Source organism: Paraclostridium bifermentans (assembly GCF_019916025.1).
Lineage (GTDB): Bacteria > Bacillota > Clostridia > Peptostreptococcales > Peptostreptococcaceae > Paraclostridium > Paraclostridium bifermentans.
Genome location: NZ_CP079737.1, coordinates 1780064 through 1801888, shown reverse-complemented (window position 1 = coordinate 1801888; position 21825 = coordinate 1780064). Strand labels below are relative to the sequence as shown.

Sequence of the window (21825 nt, the reverse complement as noted above, 5' to 3'; positions counted from 1 at the left end):
AGGAGTATTTATTTTTTTACAAAAAATGGTTATAATTAATATTAACAAATATTACAAATATTTTAAAAATTAGGAAGGAGTAATAAATGAAAAAAATTTTAAAAACGTATGGAATAGCGTTGGTAATGGTAGCTATATATGCAATAATAAAATTACCTGTACTTAGATTAGATTTTACCTCGCTATTTTCAACACTAGTTATATTTTTCGTAATAGCTGGAGTACTTGATATGATGTTTGACAAAGGAGAGCAAACATCAAAGTTAGCTAAACGAAATTTCTCAATAGCTGCAGTGTTAATAGCTTACATTATAGTAGTACCATTTTTAACATCTTCACCGGTATTACACTCAAAAGCATATAGAAATTTACTAGGAGATGTTAAAGAAAGTAACTTTGCAAAAGATGTAAGCCCTGTGAATGCAAATGAAATTAGGCTAGTAGACGAAGATATGGCTATGAAATTAGGGGATAAAAAGTTAGGAGAAGTCCCTGCTATAGGTAGTGTATCGAAACTTGGGAAGTTTCATATTCAAAATGTAGATGGAGAATTATGTTGGGTAGCACCATTAGTACATAGAGATGCAATAAAGTGGGTCACAAATATAAAAGGGACAAGCGGATATGTAAGGGTATCAGCTACAAATCCACAAGATGTTAGGCTTGTTCAAGAAGTTGATGGAAAACCTATAAAAATAGTATATCAACCTGAAGCTTACTTACATCAAGATTTAAGAAGACACATGTATTTAAAAGGATATACTAACGTAGGTATGACGGATTTCACATTAGAAGTAGATGATAAAGGAAAACCTTATTGGGTAGTTTCGCTATATGAAAATGCAGTTGGATATGGAGGGCAAAACGCTATAGGAATAGCAACTGTAGATACTCAAACTGGGGAAGTTAAAAGTTATGATATAAAAGATGCTCCAAAATGGATAGATAGAATACAACCAGAAGAATTTATAGTTAAGCAAATAAATGATTGGGGTAAATTTGTAAGTGGATTTTTAAATGCTGTCATATCAGAAAAAGGTGTGTTAGTAGCTACTGAAGGAACATCATTAGTATATGGTGAAGATGGAAAATCATATTGGTATACAGGCATAACTTCTGCAGGAGGGGATGACTCAACTATAGGATTTATGTTGGTTGATACTAGAACCAAAGAAGCTAAACTTTATAAACAACCAGGAGCAACAGAAACCGCAGCTATGGTATCTGCAACAGGTAAGGTACAAGAAAAAAATTATGAGGCGACATTCCCTGTTGTTTATAATATATTAGGGAAACCTACATATGTAATGTCTTTAAAAGATAAGGCAGGATTAGTTAAGATGGTTGCCTTTGTTTCAGTAGAAGATTTTAATATAGTTGGAATAGGTGACAATAAAGAAGATGCATTTAGAAGCTATAGAGAACAGTTAAAATCAAAAGGAAATACTGTAGAACTTGCAAATGATGATACAAAACAAGTAACTACAGGGGTAGTGCAAAGAATAAATTCAGATGTAATAGATGGGAATACTGCATATTACTTTACAATAGAAGGAATGAATGACTCTATATTTGTTGTAACGTCTAAAGTTTCGCATGAAGTTCCTTTAACAAAAGAAGGCGATACTATAAAAATTGGTTATGATAAAGAGCAAAAAGGGTTGATAGAATTAATTGAATTTGATAATATTAGTATAAATCAAGCGAAAGCTGAAGAAAGTAAACCCGAAAAGTAAAGATAACAAATAAAAAACTACATGTTTATGTAGTTTTTTATTTTTGTGAAAATAGTTGCAATAACAACTATTTTATTGTATACTAATTTAGTTGTTATTGCAACTAAATTGATGCTATCTTTATGATAGGGGGAATTTAATGTGAAAAAGGATTGTAATTATGTTGGAAGATATATCTCTCAGATTCATAGAAGAGGTGGATCTTTTATATCTAAAGAGTTAAGTGGATTGGGAGTTGGGGCTGGTCAATTTATGTTTTTATTAGAACTATATAGAGGCGATGGAAGAAGTCAAGAAGATCTGGCAGAAACTCTTAATATAGATAAAGGAACAACCGCAAGAGCTATAAAGAAGTTAGAAGAAGAAGGTTTTTTAACACGAGAGAAAGATGAAATTGATAAAAGAGCTTATAAATTACATTTAACTGATAAAGGAAAAAGTGTAAAAGGAAGTATATATGAAGTTTTATCAAAGTGGGAAGTTTATATGACGGCTAATTTAACGGAAGAAGAAAGTAAGTTAGTTAGGAAACTTTTGCAAAAAATATGTATGACAATATAAAAGGAGGACAATTTATGAAAAATGAACAAGAATTGAGAAATCACTCAATACCAAGACTTTTATTAACATATTCTGTACCTGCTATTGTAGGAATGCTAGTAAATGCATTATATAACGTAGTAGACAGAATATTTATTGGGAACATACCTGGAGTAGGTCCACTTGCAATAACTGGAGTTGGAGTGTGCTTACCGATAATGACAATAATGCTAGCATTTGCTATGCTGGTAGGTATAGGTGCTACAACTAATATATCTATAAAGTTAGGGCAAGGTAAAAAAGAAGATGCTGAAAAAATTATAGGAAATGCTATAAAATTATCTATTATTATTGGACTTATAATTAGTATAGTAGGAATTATGTTTGGAGATACAATACTTAAAGTGTTTGGAGCAAGTGAAGCCACACTTCAATATGCTAAAGATTATATATACATAATCTTAGCTGGAAGTATGTTTAATATGTTAGGATATACATTAAATAATACTATAAGGGGTGATGGAAGTCCTAGATTAGCAGCAACTATAATGATAGTTGGATGTTTAACTAATGTTGTATTAGATGCTATTTTAATATTTGGATTCAACTTAGGTATACAAGGAGCTGCTATTGCAACAGTTGTATCACAAATAGTAACGGCTACATGGGGATTCTTATATTATGTAAGCGGAAAATCTAATTTAAAATTCCATAAATCAAGTTTGAAACTAGATAGTTCTTTAGTTAAAAAGATATTTGCTATAGGATCTGCACCCTTTGCAATGCAAATAGCTGCAAGTTTAGTTCAAGTTATATCAAATAATGCATTAAAAACTTATGGAGGGGATTTAGCTATAGGTGCAATGGCTACTATATCATCTATTTCTATGATATTTTTAATGCCTATATTTGGATTAAACCAAGGAGCTCAGCCTATAATCGGATTTAACTTTGGTGCTAAGCAGTATGATAGAGCTAATAAAACATTTAAACTATCAGCTTTAGCTGCTATAGTAATACTTACAACAGGATGGCTAATAATTCAAACTATACCAGAAGTTATGGTAGGTATGTTTAATAAAGATCCTAAACTTATGGAAATATCAGTAAAAGGTGCTAGAATATACTTATTAATGATGCCTATAATAGGAATATCTATAACAGGATCTAATTATATACAATCTGTAGGAAAAGCTAAAATGGCTATGGTTCTTAGTTTGCTTAGACAGGTTATCATATTAATACCTATGATAATAATATTACCAAAATTCTTTGGTTTAGATGGAGTTTGGTATGCACAGCCAGTTGCAGACTTTTTAGCAACAGCTATAACTGCAATTATATTATATAGAGAATTAAAAAGTTATAAAAAAGTTGAAGTAAAAGAACAAGAAATAACAATATAAAGTAAAAGCATAGACACATGTCTATGCTTTTTTTTATTAAAGTGTAAATTTTATTGCATGTGTTTAATATAATAAATTAAGACTTGTCACAATATACATCAAGGAGAATAGCATAATGGTAAGTATGGAAAAGGAGATACTGGTTTTAATGAGCCAAGTTAGATGTGCAACAGAGCAACAATTTAATAAGTTTTTTTCTAAAAAAAGGAAAATAATGAAATCTCCTCACAAAAAAACTCTAAGAAGAATGTGTAGAGAGTTTACTCTTAAAAAATATCCATGCAATGTAGTTTATGGGGAGTATAAAGATAGTTCAGGAATTTATTATTTAAATGGAGGCAAAACATATAAAGGAAAAGAACTTTTAAAAGTTATACTAGGCTCAGAGATAGTTTTAAAGATGGAATCTTCAGGATATGAAATAAAAAGATTTTATAGAAATGTAACAGTAGATAAAGATAAATATGATATATACATTGAATATATAGATAAAGATAATAAATTAAAACAAAAACTTATAGATATCAAATTAACAGAGGTATTTAAAATGAGCAAATATAAAAACTTGCATGTAAAAGTTTTGAATTCAACAATACCTTTTTATGAAGTACCTGAAGTTTTGTTAATATCACAAGATAAGAAATTTGATGAAAAAAGATTGATGTCTATTAATGAAAATGTAAAAATAGTTGATATAAAACTAGAAAATTTAATAAAATATTTATAATTGAAAAACGTCTAAACTTAACTTTAGACGTTTTTATTTTTTTACTATTCAGATTTTGGTATGTTTAAACTTTTTTCAATGTATTTATCTAAATATGTTTTTATTACAGCTGCTACTGGAACGGATAAGAAAACTCCTATCAATCCGAATAAAGCACCACCTATTAACACAGCACATATTATCCAAAGGGGATGAAGTCCTACAAATTCGCCCATGATTTTTGGAGCAATTATATTACCATCTACTTGTTGGAGTACAAGTAAAAATATAGCAACCCAAAGAGCTTTTATAGGGCTGTATGATAAAGTCATAAGTATTGGGAGTAAAGCTCCTATAAATGGTCCGAAATAAGGAATCATATTAGTTATAAATACTATAAAAGATAAGAATAAACTACCTTTTATATTTATAAAGAATCTAAATCCTATGAATGTTATTATTCCTACAACCAAAGAAACAATTAAACTACCTATGATATAATGATAGAAAATTCTATTTATTATATCATAGAATTCAATTATTGCATTGGCTCTTTTTTTTGAAAAAGTTGAATATAATAAGTTTTTTACGTTTTTTAAAATATTTTCTTTATCACAAAGTATATAAATAGATAAAATAATACCCATTATAATATTGAAAATTATAGATGTTATACTAAAAATATATATTAAAAAATCTGAAGAAATTGTATTTAACATTTTGACAGCGTGTTTTAAAGCTGAATCTAAATGAGCTTGTATATGAGGCAAAATGCTATCAAATGAATGATTATTAGAAATATATTTATTTAAAAGTGCATCTATCTTTAACGTATAGTTTGGTATTTCTGTTATTAAAGTGTTTAATGTATCTATCAATGAAGGCATTATTAAATTTATACAAAAGCAAAAAAATAAAAATATAAAAAAATATGAAATAAATATATTTAAAAGCCTCGGCATCTTGAATTTTTTTTCTAAAAACATAATAACAGGATTTAAAAGTAAACACATTAATACAGCTAATAAAAAAGGACTTAAAAACTTAAACAAGTCATTTATACTAGATATAAAAACTGCAGGGTTATCTATAGCCTTATAAATCAATATAGATATGAAGGCTACAAATATACAATATTTAATATTATCTCTTGAAATCAAATCACACACCTCTTTTATTAGTACTTGTATATTATTATTAATTTTTCCAATTAATAAAATAAAATAATATAAAAAGGTAAATTTATTTTATTTTATTAAAAAAAATATAGTATAATAATCTAATGTGAAGAAATAAAGAAATAAGGAGATAATTATGAGAATTAATAAATATATAGCATCTTGCGGAATTGCATCAAGAAGAAAAGCAGAAGAGTTGATAGTTGAAAATCGTGTTAAAGTAAATGGAAAAATAGTAAATGAATTATCATTTCAAATAAATGAAGCTGAAGATAAGGTAGAAGTAGATGGAAAGGCAATTGGATTAGAAGAAGAATTAGTATATATTATGCTAAATAAACCGGAAGGATATGTTACAACTGTAAAAGATCAGTTTGACAGAAAAAGTGTTATAGACTTAGTAAAAGGTGTTGGAGCTAGAGTGTATCCAATTGGAAGGTTAGACTATGAAACAAGTGGATTACTACTGTTAACTAATGATGGGGATTTGACATATAAGTTGACTCACCCTAAGCATGAAGTTGATAAAACTTATGTTGCAACAGTAAAAGGGATTCCAAATGAATCTGAAATTAACAATTTTGAAAAAGGATTATATATAGAAGATTACAAAACAGCTCCTGCTAAGATAAAAATAGTTAAAAAAAATATTGAAAAAAATTACGCTGTTTGTGAAATAAAAATACATGAAGGTAGAAATAGACAGGTAAGAAAAATGTGCAGAGCTATAAATCATCCTGTTATGAACTTAAGAAGAAAAGCTATGGGTAAAATTGTATTAAAGGATGTGGAGATAGGTCAATACAGATATTTAACTAATGACGAGGTAAATTATTTAAAGAAATTAAAGTAAAAGGATTGAAGTGAAATGATGAAAGTAAAATATTTAACTAAAGTAACTGACTTAAATAAGGTGCTATTAGAAGATGTTATAAACGAAGGCGATATAGTAATTGATGCTACTATGGGAAACGGATATGATACAAAATATCTTGCAGAAAAAGTGGGAGAAAATGGGTTTGTATATAGTTTTGATGTTCAAGAAGAAGCTATAAAAAGTACGAAAAAAAGATTGGAAAAAGCAGGACTTATAGATAGAGTAAATTTAATTTTAGATGGTCATCAAAATATGGACATGTATGTAAACAAAGAGGTAAGTTGTATTATGTTTAACTTAGGATATTTGCCAAGAGCTAAACATCAAGTTATAACAAAACCAGAAACAACATTAGAAGCTATTAAAAAAAGCTTAGAATTGTTAAAACCTAATGGGGTTGTAAGTATAGCTATTTATACAGGACATGAAGGTGGTATGGAAGAGTACGATGAAGTATTTGGATATGTAAGTAAACTAGATCAAAGTGAATATAGTGTACTAAACTGCAACTTTGTAAATCAAATAAATCATCCTCCAAGATTAATAATGATAGAAAAAAAGAATAACTATATATAAAAAATTTAAAAAAGTAATGAGTTAGAAGTTTCTAACTCATTACTTTTTTAAATTTTTTTGTATGTATACAATATATTTTTGAAAAAAAATTACAAAATCTTAGAAAAAACCTATTATTTTAGATTTATATTGAAAGTATATATAAAAAAAATTCTTTTTTACGTTTTAGAAGGACATTTAAGTGCAGAAAGTTAAGTATATAACAATTGGATAATATCAATGAACTTATACTTTGATTATAATTCAATTTTAAAAAATATAATAATATAGAGCTATAAGTATGAAAGTTTGCATAGTAAAATTGCAAAAATATAGAAAAAATCGTGAAAATGAAATAATAATTGCAATTGGCAGAAAAAATAGCTACTATTAAAGAGAAAGTAAAAGTTGTAGGGGGGGATAAGTTTGGAAAAAGGAAAACTTACAATAGATACTAATTGGTGTAAAGGTTGCGGTATTTGTGTAGAATACTGTCCTAAAAAAGTTTTAAAATTAGAGAACAATATAATCTCTGTAGAAGATATAGAAAAATGTATACTTTGTGGATTATGTGAACTTAGATGTCCAGATTATGCTATTTATATATCTAAGGATGAAAAATAATAAGGGGGGTAGAGAGTTATGCATAAAAAAGTAAAATTGTTACAAGGAAATGAAGCTTGTGTACATGGTGCATTATATGCTGGGATGAAATTCTTTGCAGGTTATCCGATAACACCATCTACCGAAGTAGCTGAAATTTCATCATATATGTTACCAAAAGTTGGTGGCAAATTTATACAAATGGAAGACGAAATTGCATCCATGGCAGCAACGATTGGAGCTTCTTTAACAGGACTCAAATCAATGACAGCAACTAGTGGACCAGGGTTTTCACTTAAACAAGAAAATATAGGATATGCATCACTTGCAGAAATTCCATGTGTGATAGTAAATGTACAAAGATGTGGTCCTAGTACGGGGCTTCCTACATCTCCGGCACAAGCTGATTTAATGCAAGCTAAGTGGGGAACTCATGGAGATCACCCAATAATAGCATTATCTCCAATAAGTGTTAGAGATACATTTGATTTAACAGTTAAGGCTTTTAATTTCTCAGAAAAATATAGAACACCTGTAATATTGTTATTAGATGAAGTTATAGGACATATGAGAGAAAAAGTTGAATTGCCTACTGAAAATGAACTTGAAATATACGATAGAAAAAAAGTTAAAGCAAATAAAGATGAATACAAAATATACGATCAAACAACTCTAGTGCCGCCAATGGCAAACTTCTCAGATGGATACAGATATCACGTAACAGGTCTTATGCACGATGAAACAGGATTCCCAACAAATAGCACAGCACAAACTAAAAAACTTATGGATAGATTAATGGATAAAATTAATAAAAATCTAGATGATATATTGCTTTACGAAGAATATAAAATGGATGATTGCGAAGAGTTATTTATAACTTTTGGATGTATGAGTAGATGTACAAAAGACGCAGTTGATACATTAAGAAGTAAGGGAGTTAAAGCTGGATTATTTACTATAAAAACAGTTTGGCCATTCCCTGAAGAAAAAGTTAAAGAATTAAGTAAACATGTCCAAAATATATATGTTCCTGAATTAAATTATGGACAAATGATACAAGAGGTTCAAAGAGTTTGCAATAGTGATTGCAATATAGTTGGAATTAACAAGTACAATGGAGAAATTATAACACCGGAAGATATAGTTGATAAGGTTATGGAGGTGGTAAAATGCCAAGTAGCGTTGTAGAAAATAATTTTAGAGCAAATAGGTTACCACATATATGGTGTCCTGGATGTGGACATGGTATCCTTATGAGATCTATTGCGGTTGCTATAGACGAATTAGGTTTAGATAAGGATAACGTATGTGTAGTATCGGGCATAGGCTGTTCATCTAGGGCATCTGGATATTTAGACTTTAATACTTTGCATACAACACACGGTAGAGCTATACCATTTGCTACAGGTGTAAAATTTGCAAATCCAGATATGCATGTAATTGTTGTAACTGGAGATGGAGACTGTACAGCAATAGGTGGTAATCACCTTATACATGCGTGCAGAAGAAACATAGATATAACTACAATTGTTTTTAATAATAATATATATGGTATGACTGGAGGTCAGTACTCGCCAACTACTAATACTAATGACTTTGCTACAACAGCGCCTTATGGTAACATTGATAAACCGTTTGATATATGTGAGCTATCAAAAGGGGCAGGGGCTACATTTGTAGCTAGAGGAACTGCATATCATGCAAAACAAATGATAGAATACATAAAAAAAGGTATTGTTCACAAAGGATTTTCTATCATTGAAGGTATGAGTTTATGCCCTACTTACTATGGTAGAAAAAATAAAAAAGGATCAGCTGTAGCACTTATGAATATTTTAAAAGACAATTATGTTGATGTTGCATTAAAAGATAAACTGCCTGAAGAAAAGCTTGAAAATAAGCAATTCTTCGGTATATTTAAAAGCGAAAAAATGCCAGAGTATACAGAAGAATATAAAAAAATAATAAATAGGGTAAAGTGATTATAAGGAGAAATGAATATGAGAAAAGAGGTAAGACTTAGTGGATCAGGAGGACAAGGACTGATTTTAGCTGGTATAATACTTGCAGAAGGAGCTATATTATCAAACTTAAACTCTGTTCAAACTCAATCATATGGTCCCGAAGCTAGAGGTGGAGCAAGTAAAGCTGAAGTTATAATAAGTGATGGTGAAATTAATTTCCCTAAAGTTAGAGAAGCTGATATATTATTGAGTTTAACTCAAAAATCTTTTGTTGAATATTCACATACTATAAAAAAAGATGGGATTATTATTATAGATTCCACTGTGGATGAAAAAAATATAGATACAAAAAATGCAAAAGTAATTAAAGTTCCTATCATAAATAGTAGTAAAGAAAAATTAGGAAAAGTTATGGTAGCAAATATTGTAGCACTAGGAGTTATAAGTGAAACAATAGAAGGTGTAGATAATGAAATGTTAAAAAAAGCTATATTAGCTAGAGTTCCAAAAGGCACAGAAGAACTTAATGAAAATGCTTTCGAGCTTGGGAGATCACTGGTTAGTTATGCATATTAAAAAGAGAAAGGAAAATTCCTTTCTCTTTTCATTAAAAAATAAAAAATTGTAAAAAAATTTCGTATTTCAAAACAGTTTGTGTTATAATTTGAAATACGAAAAAAAATAACGTTAATTTTCAGAAAATAAAATCAAAAGAAGTAAAAAGATATAGCAAATCATTTGAATTTTATTTTTTTATTATTTTTTAAAGGTATTTATTTTTTTATATAATTAGGAGGGATGCGTATGTTTGAATTTTCAAAAGAATTAGGAATGATGACTATGAACTTAGATATGGTTCAAAGTCTTACATTTACAACAATAGTACTTCTTATAGGTTCTTTTATTAAATCTAAGGTTAATATATTGCAAAAATATTGTATACCGGCACCAGTTGTAGGAGGTTTTTCTTTTGCGATTATCTCATTTGTTTTAAGACAGACAGGAGTAATTGCTATAGTGTTTGATACAACTCTACAAGCAATTTTAATGACTGCGTTTTTTACAACTGTAGGATTTACGGCAAGCTTTAAAGCTTTAAGAAAAGGTGGATTAGGAGTAATAAAATTTTTAATTGTTGCCGTTTTATTAGTATTAACTCAAGATATAATTGGTGTTTTATCGGCAAAAGCTATTGGGGTTAACCCTTTACTTGGACTTATATCAGGGTCAGTTTCAATGACAGGAGGACATGGATCATCTGGAGCGTTTGGACCTCTTATGGAAGCTCAAGGATTAAATGGAGCTCTCAGTATAGCGATGGCTTGTGCAACATTTGGATTAGTGGCTGGAAGTATTATAGGGGGACCTATTGCAAACAGATTAGTAGAAAAATATAATTTGGGAAATAAAGATGATGAGTATGATAACTTAATAGAGTTAGAATCTGCGGGACTAGACTCTAACACAAGTGCATGCGAAGTAAATTTACCAAAATTATCTGAGCAAAGTTTAGTAAGTGGAGCTATACAAATTATAATAGCTATGGGATTAGGTACTTTAATTTCTGCAGGGTTTTCTAGTGTAGGAATTACTATGCCTAGTTATATAGGTGCTATGTTAATTGCAGCTGTAATGAGAAATATATCGGATATAAAAGGAGCGTGGAAGACTCCTGAAAATGAACTTTCTAGTATTGGCGGGATATGTTTATCTTTATTTTTATCAATGGCGATGTGTAGTTTAAAACTTTGGGAGCTTGTAGATTTAGCAGTGCCTATAATTATCTTATTAAGTATACAAACTATTTTAATGATTTTGTTTGCATATTTTGTAACATTCAGAATAATGGGGAAAGACTATACAGCAGCAGTATTAGCTGCAGGACATTGTGGATTTGGAATGGGAGCTACTCCAAATGGAATAGCTAATATGGAATCAGTTGCAAGTAAGTTTGGGCCTTGTCAAAGTGCATTTTTCATATTACCATTGGTTGGAGCTTTATTTATAGAATTCTTCAATTCTGCAGTTATCACTACGTTTATAAATTTACTATAAATAAATAATGTAAAAAACTTATATATTGTTTAAAAAATGTAGCAAAAGATGGTATAATATAGTTGTGTTAAATGTAAAAAAGGCTTATAGCTTAATATAAATAAATCATTAGTAATTATGAGGAGAAAAAAATGAACGAAACTAAAGATTTTAAAGATAGCAAACAACTAATTGATGACATTCAAAAGCAATATCCAAGACTTAGTAAAGGGCAAAAACTTATAGCTCAATATTTAATATCAAGTTACGATAAAGTTGCATTTATGACTGCGTCTAAACTTGGAGAAGAAGTTGGAGTAAGTGAGTCTACGGTAGTAAGATTTGCAAATGCTTTAGGATTTTCAGGGTACCCTAAACTACAAGATGCTCTTCAAGAACTTATAAAAAATAAGTTAACAACTGTGCAAAGAGTAGAAATGAATCAAGAGTATTCAGATGACTGTAAAATTTTAAGCAAAGTTTTAAAAAGTGATATAGACAATATAAAGGACACTTTAGAAAACTTAGATGAAAGAATGTTCCAACAAGCTTCTGACAAGCTTTTAAACGCTAGAAAAATATATATTTTAGGTATGAGAAGTTCGTTTAGTATAGCTCAATACTTAGGTTTTTATTTAGATATCATATTAGATAATGTTCACATTATAAGGATGGATATGGGAGATGCGTTTGAGCAGGTTGTAAGAATAACAGAAGAAGATGTTGTTGTTGCCATAAGTTTCCCTAGATATTCAAAGAAAAGCTATCAAGTAGTAGATTATGCAAGAAGTAAGGGCGCACATATTATATCTATGACAGATAGTTTATTCGCTCCGATTGCTACAGTTGCAGATACAACACTTTTAGTAAAAAGCAATATGGCATCATTTGTTGATTCTCTTGTTCCAGCACTGAGCTTATCTAATGCTCTTGTGGTATCTATAGGAATGAAAGAAAAAGATGATATAAAAGAATACTTTGATGATTTAGAAAAAATTTGGGAGAAGTTTTCTGTCTATGAATAAAATTAGGAGGTATATATGAATATATTAATCACTAACGATGATGGTATTTATGCTGATGGAATTCTAGAACTTGCTAAAACTATAAGTGATATAGCTAATGTTTATATAGTAGCTCCTCATACTCAAAGAAGTGCTACGGGTCATGCCATAACAATTCATGATCCTATAATTATTAAAGAAGAACATATATCAGACAACATAAAATCATACTCTATAAGCGGAACACCTGCTGACTGTGTTAAGGTAGGCATTGAAACCATTTTAAAAGATATTGAAATTGATTTAGTTTTAAGTGGGATAAACAATGGAGCTAATTTAGGTACGGATGTAATTTACTCAGGGACTGTTTCAGCAGCCATTGAAGGACTTATACAGAAAAAACCATCAATATCTATATCATATGATGGGTTTGATGTATCAAAAGATAATTACAAAAATGCATCTATTTATGTAAAAAGCATAGTCCAAAACTTAACAAGTAACATGGATATATTTACTGATTGTATCTTAAATATAAATATACCAGATAGTGAAATTCAAGGGTATAAAATAACTAAATTGGGTGTAAGGGAGTACGACAATGTAATAGAGGAAAGAAAAAGCCCTTATGGAAAAAGATATGTTTGGATTGGTGGGCAAGTAAGAAAGCTTGATCAAGAAAAAGATAGTGATATACAAGCTATAGACGAAGGATATATTTCTATAACTCCAATAAATATAGATATGACTAACTATAAAAAAATTGATGTTTTAAACAATATAAATTTATTATAAAAATAGGTGTACAATGATTTCGAAATCATTGTACACCTATTTTTAATATTTTTTTGGCTTTGACAAAAATTCTTCTATTCTTTTGGATTCGCTTAGTTGTTTTAATTCAACAGATTTTCTTTCACTTTCTAGTTCATCTTCATATTTTATATACTCAACACCAGACTCTTCTAAAAGTTGAAGGCCTAGTCCAGTAGGGTACTCTCCTTTAAATACAACCTTTTTAATACCAGCTTGTATTAATGCTATACAACAAAACACGCAAGGTTGAGTTGTTACATATAAAACTGCACCATTACAACTAGTTCCATTTTTAGCACATTGTGTAATGGCATTAGCCTCTGCATGACCAGCTCTACATAATTCAAGACCTTGGCCTGAAGGTATACCTCTTTTTCTTCTCTCACAATATCCTATATCTGTACAGTGAATAGCCCCAGAAGGAGCTCCATTATAACCTGTACTTATTATTTGTTTATCCATGCATATAACTGCCCCTACTTGCCTAGATACACAAGTACTTCTAACTTTAGTTTGCTCAGCTATATTCATAGCCCACTCTGTAAATAGTATCCTCATAAAAGCCTCCTTCTAAAACGTGATATTATAATAATACCATAAACGTATAAATCTATAAATAAATATCTTATTTTGTAAATTATTGAGTGTACAATATAAGTTTTAGTAAATAAGTGTTATAATATATATAAAGAAAAACTATTTGGAGGAATATAGTATATGAGTTATGAAGAGATATTTAAAGCTCTAGCTGATAAAAAAAGGTTAGAGATACTTAGAACTTTAAATAAAAAAGGTAGCACTTGTGTGTGTAAGTTAGTAGATGAGTTTGAACTTTCTCAGTCAAAACTGTCATATCATTTAAAATTGTTACTTGATAATAATCTTATAGTCAAAATTTCTCAAGGAAAATGGAATTATTATGATATAAATAAAGAAACTTTAAAGAATGTGTTAAACGAAAATATAATAGAAGAAATTTTAAAGTAAAAATATAACTGCCTCAAAATTGAGACAGTTATATTTTTATATTATTAAACTTTACTCAGGCATTTACAATTATTTTGTTTAACTGTAATAAAATAATATTAATGGAATATATAAAGTAATAGGTATGTTAAAAAGAATGATTAAATTTTATTAAATATATTTTAGGATATATTAAAGTATAAATTGGATAAAATAAAATTCTAAAATTAATATTAATTAAAATTTAAAATATATTTTATTAAATATTTTGGATACAAATTAACAAAGGAGTTGTAAATATGAAAATAAAAACTATAGTTAAGGTATGTGTACTTGCTATTGGAGTTGGATTTATATTTACTGGAATGGGGTATGCTTTTAACAAAAATGTATTTATAGAAAATAAAAAAATTATCGATAGTGATAATTCTACTAGTGAAGAATATTTAGTTGATAGTAAGCAAATAGAAGAGTTTAAAAATATAAATATAGAAACAGATTTAAATAGTATTGAAATCATACCATCAAATCAGTATAAATTAGATTTAAAATATAAAAAGGATTATATAAATATAAAATATAAAGTAGAAAATGAAACTTTGAGTATAAAAGAAGAAAAAATTAAAAGTGATACATACAACTTAGAATACTATAAAAAGAATAAAGATAGTAGTATCAGGATATATATACCTAAAGGATCAAAATTAAATAATTTAAGCGCATCGTCAAATATATCTAACATACACTTAAATGAACTCAATGCAGATAATATGGATTTAAGTTGTGATACAGGAAATATAAACATAGATAAATGCAAGGTAGACAAATTAAGCATTATAACTGCAACAGGGAGCATAAATGTAAATGAATTAGATAGCCTAGATTCCAAATTTAAGAGCAATATGGGAAACATAAATATATTAAACAGTAGTATAAAGGAAAATTTAGAACTGAGTAATAATTTGGGACATACTAAATTTAAAGGTAAAATTTTAGGCAATATTAATGTTTCTAATAATTTAGGAAATATTGAGCTTGATATAGATAAAAATGAATCTGAATATAACTATAATTTGAAGACTGATAGTGGGAATATAATTATAAATGATGAAGTTAAAAGTAGAAAGTTTACAAAAGACAATAAGTCCGAATTTAATATGAATTTAAAATGTAACTCTGGAAATATAAATTTAAAATTAAAATAGATAAAAAAGTACTTAAATCAATAAATAGATTTAAGTACTTTTTTTATGCTAATTAAATTATACTTACTGGAAATATTGGATAAATTATAAAATGTAGACGAATTAATATACTTTATATATTTTGTAAATAATAACTTTAAATAACTTAGAATACATATGATTTAAAAGGAGGATAACATGACTCATAAAAAGGAGTTTTTAAAAGATATAGATATGAATAAAAACTTTAAAACATCTTTAATGGTAATGAAAAAAATACATAAAGATAGCAATATGACAACTTATATACTTACAGATAGAAGTGAAGAAATCAAAGCTAGAATATCGAATAAGTTTAAGCTAAAGCCAGGTCAAGTTATAGAGATAGAAAGTAAAAAAGAACCTACTATGGATGAAGTCAAAAGTGTGAGAATAATAGAAGCTGGATATGAACTAGATGACTATTTACCAAAAGTAAAAAGACCGATACAAGATATTTTAAAAGAAATAGAAGATATAAGTGATGAATATATAAAATCTGAAGAAGCTAAGATATTAAATGATTATTTCTTTAAAGATGAAGAATTTTTGGATAAGTTTAAAAAGGGTATAGGTGGGGTATCAATGCATCATAACTATATAGGAGGTTTAGCAGAGCATACTCTTGGTGTTATGTATTTATCCAAGATACTTTGTGATAGATATAATTGCAAGAATAAAGAGGTAACGATATTAGGAGCGAAACTTCATGATATCGGCAAACTTTATGAATTAGAGTATAGAGGCCCATTTAAATACACTTTGCAAGGTGAGCTAGAAGGACACATAGCAATAGGTGTCCAAATGATAGACAAAGCTATAAATGAAATAAACCATGAATTTAGTGAAGATTTTATAAGGAGAGTTAAAGGTTGTATAATACAACATCATGGAAAACTTGAATATGGATCTCCTAGAGAATGTAATATGGAAGAGTCGTTTATTATAAACTTTGCAGATGGAATAGATGCAACTATGAATAAGATTAATCAGATCAAGGATAAAAACAAAAGTGATGGTTGGTCTGACTATGATAGAAGATTAGAAACTCGATTATATCTATAAACTCTTAGAAAGGGGATAAAAATGATAAATATAAATGAAAAGTTTACAGAGATACAAAAAAGCCTAGAAAAAGAACTTATAGGACAAAATGAATTTATTAAAGATTTATGCAACTACTTTAACTATAAGTTCTCAAACAATGAAAAAGGTATTTTAGTTTTAGTTGGAGAAAAGGAAACTGCTAAAAAAACTAGTATAAGACGAATATTTGAAAATTTAAAAGGTACCGACTTATTAGATAATCCACAAGTAGATGAAATTGATTTAGGATCATATAATTTTAATTTAGGGTATAATGCTTTTTTAACAGATTTGTATGAAAAATTAAGTTCAGATTCAGCTTGTGTAATGTTTAAAAATATAGAAAAAGCAAGTGGAGAAATTTTAAAAGTATTATCAAGCTTATATCCAAATACATGTCTAAATCTAAATGATGATTATATTATAAAAAATAAGTTTTTAGTTAAAGCAGATAATGAGGAAACAGGTACTATAGATAAAATTGTTTGTCATAATAAATTTTTAGTGTATATTAGCAACAATGAAGAATTTGAAATAGATAAATATTTTAATGAACAATTTAAATTGAATATAGACAAAACTCTACATACAAAACCATTAAATAGAAATGAACGAAATAAAGTAGTAAAAAGAGAAGTATTAAAAACTATTAGAAATGTAGAAAAAGAATTTAATATTAAAATAACTCTAGATATAAATGAAGATGATAAGGGTGATGAATATTTTGGAATATGTAGATTCCTTCAAGAAACATATCAAAAAGACTCCAATTTTGGAATAAGTGAATATGTTTCTTATAAACTATGTAAGCCATTAACGAATTTAATAAGAGAAGAGAGATTAAAAACTATAACTGATGCGCTTATATATGTTAAAGATAATGATATATATTGCAAAATAAATGATGAAGAATTGAACTTAAATGAATATTCAATGCCTACAGTAGAAGAAGCTGAGTATAAATTAAATTCTATAATAGGGATAGAAGATTTAAAAATATTTTTAAATAATGTTAAAAACAATTATAAAGTTCAAAAAATAAGAGAACGTTTAGGACTTAAGACATCTAATATATCTTTAAATATGATTTTTGCAGGAAATGCAGGTACTGGTAAAACTAACGCTGCAAGAATAACATTTGAATATTTAAATTCTCTAGGAATTTTATCAAAAGGAGTATACAGAGAAGTTAGTAAAGCTGACTTTGTTACAGAAAATGTAGCTGATACATCAAAAAGAACTATAGATATAATTAATTCTGCTATAGGAGGCGTTTTATTTATAGATGAAGCATACTCATTATGTGAAAGTGATGATGATAAAGTAGGAAAAGAAATCGTAGATGCTTTACTTAAGGGAGTAGAAGACAATAGAGATGATTTAGTTGTTATTTTAGCTGGATATGAAAAAGATATGGACGAATTTTTAACATTTAACTCAGGTCTTAAATCAAGATTCCCAAACATTATTCATTTTGAAGACTATACTCCTACACAGATGTATGAAATTGCATTAAATATTGCAAAATCAAAGGGATATAGAATTGCAAAAAATGTAAAACATGATTTAATAGATTTATTTGCAAAGAATCAAATAAATGGTAAAAATGACTTAGGAAACGCAAGATTTGTTAGAAATATAGTTGAAAATGCTATATTGGATGCTTCTAAAAAATATTTAACAGATAAATCTAAACAAATAGATTTACTAGAGAGAGATAACTTTAACTTTAAAGCAAAGACTAAATTTGATCTTGAAGAAAAACTAAGTTCAATAGTTGGATTAACAGAAGTTAAAAATTTATTAAGAAGTCAATATAAACTAATTGTAGCTCAAGAAAAGCGAAAATCAGCAGGAGTAAGTACAAAAATTGAACAAAATTTAAATATGGTGTTTGCAGGAAATCCTGGTACAGGAAAAACTAGTATTGCTAGATTAGTGGCAGAGATGCTAAATAGTATGGGACTTTTAAAAGTAGGACAACTAGTTGAGACAGATAGATCTAGCTTTGTATCTGAACTGCCAGGACAAACATCTAAAAAGACAGAAGAGAAGTTTAAAGAAGCTATAGGTGGAGTGCTTTTTATAGATGAAGCTTATACATTAGCTAATGATTCACTAGGAAGAGAGGCTATAGAAACATTACTTAAATTAATTGAAGACTACGGAAAAGACGTAGTTGTTATACTTGCTGGATATGAAGAAGAAATGGAAGACTTTTTTGATGTTAATATAGGTCTTAAGTCAAGATTTCCTATATGGACAGTTTTTAAGGATTATAATCCAAATGAGTTGCTAGAAATGGCTATAAAATTAATTGAAAATAAAGGATTTAAGTTGTCTAAAAATGCATATACAGCTTTAAAAACAAGTTTTGAGGCTATATATGAAGAGGCCGATTCACAGTCAGGAAATGGTAGAATGGTAAGAAATTATGTTGAAAGTTTGATTAGAAATCAAAGTATTAGAATAGCTGAAGAAGACATAAGTGTTTATGAAATGAATTTAATAACGGTTAAAGATATAGAAAAGATAAACATGTCAGATTATGAGAATACTTTTGATTTAGAAGAAAAATTAGATAACTTAAAAGGTAATTGTAAAGCTAAAGAATTTTTAAGAAGTCAGTATAAACTAATGAAGATAGAAGAAAAAAGAGAAAAGATAGGAAAGAGAAGTAGAATAAATAAATATAAAAATATTATCTTTACTGGAGATACAGGTACAGGCAAAAAAAGAGTTTTAAGTATTTTATCTGAAATGTATTTTAGCAAAGGACTTATAAAAGCTAAAAGTATAGTCGAAATAGATAAAGATGAGATAGTATCTAGTATAAACAGTGGTATGGATCTAGAAGATATATTAAATAAGTCTATAGGTAAAGTAGTTTTAATAGATAAGTTTGATTTACTTATTAATGAATATAATTACAATGAAATAGTATCTATGCTTATCAAGTTTATAGATAAAAATAAAAGTAAAATAATACTAGTTATATCAGGTAATAAAGTTGGAATTGATAAAATATTATTAGAAAATCAATCACTTAATTACAGATTTCCTTTATACTTAGATTTTAATGGATATAATGAAGAAGAACTTTATGAAATATGTTTAGATACTTTGGACAATAAAGGATTTATTTTAAATGAAGAAAGTTATGAAACGCTGAAAAATGCAATGAATGAATTGTATAATAATAAAAATATACTTTTAAAAAATGCTTTTATGGTAAAAAGTTATATAGATACTCTTGTGAGAATTCAAAGTTGTAGAGTATATGATAATAAAGTAAATCCAAAGGATATAAATACTATAGAAAAAGCAGATATATTAAAAGGAAAAAAAGAATTTATTGATAAAAATTTAAATCAAAAACATATTGAGGAAGAAAATAAAATAAATTCAATTGAATTAGATATAATTCCTAGTAGAGATAAAGAAATTAAAAAATACTCAGAAGTATCTCAAATAGATGAACTATTAAAATTAAAAAATTTATTGGATTTAAATATAATAGATGAAGATGAATTTAAGATACTAAAATACAAACTTATAAGTAGTATATAAAATAAAAATGCTAGGGTAAAACCTAGCATTTTTATTTTGTATGATATAATATAAAAAGCTATAAGACATTATAAAGGAGGGTTATATGGAAAATAAGATAGTAGATTACATATATGGAGAGTTTGAATTAGAGGATGTTTTAATAGAGCTTATAAATTGTGATGCAGTACAAAGATTAAAGCATATACATCAGGTAGGGGCTACATATTTAATTAAAGAAGAATTAAATGTAAATAGATTTGAACATTCAATTGGTGTTATGCTATTAATTAGGATGTTGGGAGGGAGTTTAAAAGAGCAAATAGCGGGATTGCTTCACGATATATCACATACTGCATTTTCACATGTAATAGATTTTGTATTTAATAATAGTGATGAAGATTATCATGAACTTATATTTGATGAAGTTGTAATAAATTCTAAAATTCCATATATATTAAATAAGTATGGATATGACTTTAAAGAAATATTAGAAAATGAAGAGAAATGGACGATACTAGAAAAAAAAGCACCTAAATTATGTGCGGATAGAGTTGATTATACTTTAAGGGATATGTATAAATACGGGTTTACTAATAAAAATGAAATAAATGAGTTTTTAAAAAACATACAAGTATTAAATGGAGAAATTGTTACAAAGGATATAGAGTCAGCTAGGTGGTTTTTAGATCTATACTATACAGAGGTTATAGATTTCTTTATGAATCCTATAAATGGATATTCTTATGATAAGTTATCTAAAGCAATAAAAATTGCAATTGATGAGAATGAGTTGAATTTAAAAGATATATTAAAAACAGATAATGAAGTAATAGACATACTCAACAGATCTAAAAATAATAAAATAAAAAGTCTAATGAAATCATTAAACAAAAACGTAAAACTTAGGATAAATGAAGATAAATACGATATATTTATAAAAGGGAAAACAAGACTTATAGATCCTGGAGTTAGTATATGTGGTAAATTATATTCGTTATCAGAGTTAGACAATTGTGTAGAACTTATAAATACAAATGCAAAATTAAAAATGGACAAGGGTGTATACATAGAAATATTATAAAGGTGTATTAATACACCTTTATAATTATTTACACTGAGGGTTTATAAGTTCATATTTATCAGTTAAGTTTTTTTCTCCCCATTCGCACATTGCCTCAAGTATTGGGTATAAACTCATACCTTTATCTGTTATACTATATTCAACTCTAGGAGGAACCTCTGGATAAACTGTTCTAGATATCAATCCATCAGACTCTAATTCTCTTAGTTGATTAGTTAAGGTTTTATGAGATACATTGCAAATAAATGATTGGATTTCACCAAATCTCTTAGTTCCTTCTTCTATTAAATAATAAAGTATTAAAGGTTTCCATTTACCTCCAATAGCATTTAGTGTTATTTCTATTTCGCATGTTAATGTAGATTTTTTCATAAATTTCCTCCAATGAATCTCTTGAAATCACACAATAGTTACTTATACTTCACTATATAACAATTATGTGCGTACTTATAATATATTATCAAAGAATATATAATTATTCCATAATAAAAACAGGTA

The 21825-nt window shown here is 27.7% G+C and carries 21 protein-coding genes; 18 read left to right on the top strand and 3 right to left on the bottom strand.

Annotated elements, in window-relative coordinates; genetic code table 11:
• Positions 1-86 precede the first annotated feature (86 nt).
• The 4 genes from KXZ80_RS08695 to KXZ80_RS08680 all read left to right on the top strand — a co-directional run bounded on the left by KXZ80_RS08695 (position 87) and on the right by KXZ80_RS08680 (position 4409).
• The gene (locus KXZ80_RS08695; protein ID WP_021433092.1) at positions 87-1736 is read left to right on the top strand and encodes a hypothetical protein; all 1650 of its coding nucleotides are present in this window, start codon (positions 87-89) and stop codon (positions 1734-1736) included.
• A gap of 141 nt (positions 1737-1877) precedes the next feature.
• Positions 1878-2297, top strand: coding sequence for a MarR family winged helix-turn-helix transcriptional regulator (locus KXZ80_RS08690; RefSeq protein ID WP_021433091.1), 420 nt, complete (start codon positions 1878-1880; stop codon positions 2295-2297).
• Between the two features lie 14 nt (positions 2298-2311).
• The gene (locus KXZ80_RS08685) at positions 2312-3682 is read left to right on the top strand and encodes an MATE family efflux transporter (RefSeq protein ID WP_021433090.1); all 1371 of its coding nucleotides are present in this window, start codon (positions 2312-2314) and stop codon (positions 3680-3682) included.
• 115 nt (positions 3683-3797) lie between these two features.
• Positions 3798-4409 (top strand): hypothetical protein, encoded by a 612-nt coding sequence (locus KXZ80_RS08680; protein WP_021433089.1) that lies wholly within the window; start codon positions 3798-3800, stop codon positions 4407-4409.
• A 44-nt stretch (positions 4410-4453) separates the two neighbouring features.
• Here KXZ80_RS08680 and KXZ80_RS08675 read toward each other — a convergent pair whose 3' ends face one another.
• A complete protein-coding gene (locus KXZ80_RS08675; protein ID WP_226898120.1) occupies positions 4454-5557 on the bottom strand; it encodes an AI-2E family transporter in 1104 nt (367 codons plus the stop codon).
• A gap of 145 nt (positions 5558-5702) precedes the next feature.
• Between KXZ80_RS08675 and KXZ80_RS08670 the strand changes: the two genes are divergently transcribed.
• The 9 genes from KXZ80_RS08670 (at position 5703) to surE (ending at position 13398) form a co-directional block, all read left to right on the top strand.
• Positions 5703-6419 (top strand): pseudouridine synthase, encoded by a 717-nt coding sequence (locus KXZ80_RS08670; protein WP_021433087.1) that lies wholly within the window; start codon positions 5703-5705, stop codon positions 6417-6419.
• 15 nt (positions 6420-6434) lie between these two features.
• Positions 6435-7019, top strand: a complete 585-nt coding sequence (locus KXZ80_RS08665; RefSeq protein ID WP_021433086.1) for a tRNA (mnm(5)s(2)U34)-methyltransferase — start codon at positions 6435-6437, stop codon at positions 7017-7019.
• 405 nt (positions 7020-7424) lie between these two features.
• The gene (locus KXZ80_RS08660) at positions 7425-7622 is read left to right on the top strand and encodes a 4Fe-4S dicluster domain-containing protein (protein WP_021430740.1); all 198 of its coding nucleotides are present in this window, start codon (positions 7425-7427) and stop codon (positions 7620-7622) included.
• 18 nt (positions 7623-7640) lie between these two features.
• Positions 7641-8789, top strand: a complete 1149-nt coding sequence (locus KXZ80_RS08655; RefSeq protein WP_021433085.1) for a 2-oxoacid:acceptor oxidoreductase subunit alpha — start codon at positions 7641-7643, stop codon at positions 8787-8789.
• Positions 8771-9583, top strand: coding sequence for a 2-oxoacid:ferredoxin oxidoreductase subunit beta (locus KXZ80_RS08650; RefSeq protein WP_021433084.1), 813 nt, complete (start codon positions 8771-8773; stop codon positions 9581-9583). The genes KXZ80_RS08655 and KXZ80_RS08650 overlap by 19 nt, the downstream gene beginning before the upstream one ends.
• Before the next feature lie 18 nt (positions 9584-9601).
• Positions 9602-10141 carry a 2-oxoacid:acceptor oxidoreductase family protein gene (locus KXZ80_RS08645; RefSeq protein WP_021433083.1) on the top strand — a complete coding sequence of 180 codons (540 nt, stop codon included), beginning with the start codon at positions 9602-9604 and terminating at the stop codon, positions 10139-10141.
• Between the two features lie 228 nt (positions 10142-10369).
• The gene (gene gltS, locus KXZ80_RS08640; protein ID WP_021433082.1) at positions 10370-11620 is read left to right on the top strand and encodes a sodium/glutamate symporter; all 1251 of its coding nucleotides are present in this window, start codon (positions 10370-10372) and stop codon (positions 11618-11620) included.
• Between the two features lie 131 nt (positions 11621-11751).
• A complete protein-coding gene (locus KXZ80_RS08635) occupies positions 11752-12624 on the top strand; it encodes a MurR/RpiR family transcriptional regulator (RefSeq protein ID WP_021430735.1) in 873 nt (290 codons plus the stop codon).
• 15 nt (positions 12625-12639) lie between these two features.
• Positions 12640-13398 carry a 5'/3'-nucleotidase SurE gene (gene surE / locus KXZ80_RS08630; RefSeq protein ID WP_021433081.1) on the top strand — a complete coding sequence of 253 codons (759 nt, stop codon included), beginning with the start codon at positions 12640-12642 and terminating at the stop codon, positions 13396-13398.
• A 42-nt stretch (positions 13399-13440) separates the two neighbouring features.
• Here surE and KXZ80_RS08625 read toward each other — a convergent pair whose 3' ends face one another.
• Complete coding sequence (locus KXZ80_RS08625; protein ID WP_021433080.1) at positions 13441-13977, bottom strand: deoxycytidylate deaminase; 537 nt, start codon at positions 13975-13977, stop codon at positions 13441-13443.
• A 159-nt stretch (positions 13978-14136) separates the two neighbouring features.
• Between KXZ80_RS08625 and KXZ80_RS08620 the strand changes: the two genes are divergently transcribed.
• From KXZ80_RS08620 to KXZ80_RS08600, 5 genes are all read left to right on the top strand, one after another.
• Entirely contained in the window at positions 14137-14406 is a 270-nt protein-coding gene (locus KXZ80_RS08620) for an ArsR/SmtB family transcription factor (RefSeq protein ID WP_021430732.1), read from the top strand.
• Between the two features lie 278 nt (positions 14407-14684).
• Positions 14685-15590, top strand: a complete 906-nt coding sequence (locus KXZ80_RS08615) for a DUF4097 family beta strand repeat-containing protein (RefSeq protein WP_021433079.1) — start codon at positions 14685-14687, stop codon at positions 15588-15590.
• Positions 15591-15767: 177 nt separating this feature from the next.
• Complete coding sequence (locus KXZ80_RS08610; RefSeq protein ID WP_021433078.1) at positions 15768-16673, top strand: HD domain-containing protein; 906 nt, start codon at positions 15768-15770, stop codon at positions 16671-16673.
• 21 nt (positions 16674-16694) lie between these two features.
• On the top strand, positions 16695-20264 hold the full coding sequence (locus KXZ80_RS08605) for an AAA family ATPase (RefSeq protein WP_021433077.1): 3570 nt from the start codon (positions 16695-16697) through the stop codon (positions 20262-20264).
• Positions 20265-20349: 85 nt separating this feature from the next.
• Entirely contained in the window at positions 20350-21327 is a 978-nt protein-coding gene (locus KXZ80_RS08600) for an HD domain-containing protein (protein WP_021433076.1), read from the top strand.
• Between the two features lie 24 nt (positions 21328-21351).
• Here KXZ80_RS08600 and KXZ80_RS08595 read toward each other — a convergent pair whose 3' ends face one another.
• Positions 21352-21699 carry a winged helix-turn-helix transcriptional regulator gene (locus tag KXZ80_RS08595; RefSeq protein WP_021433075.1) on the bottom strand — a complete coding sequence of 116 codons (348 nt, stop codon included), beginning with the start codon at positions 21697-21699 and terminating at the stop codon, positions 21352-21354.
• Between the last annotated feature and the right edge of the window lie 126 nt (positions 21700-21825).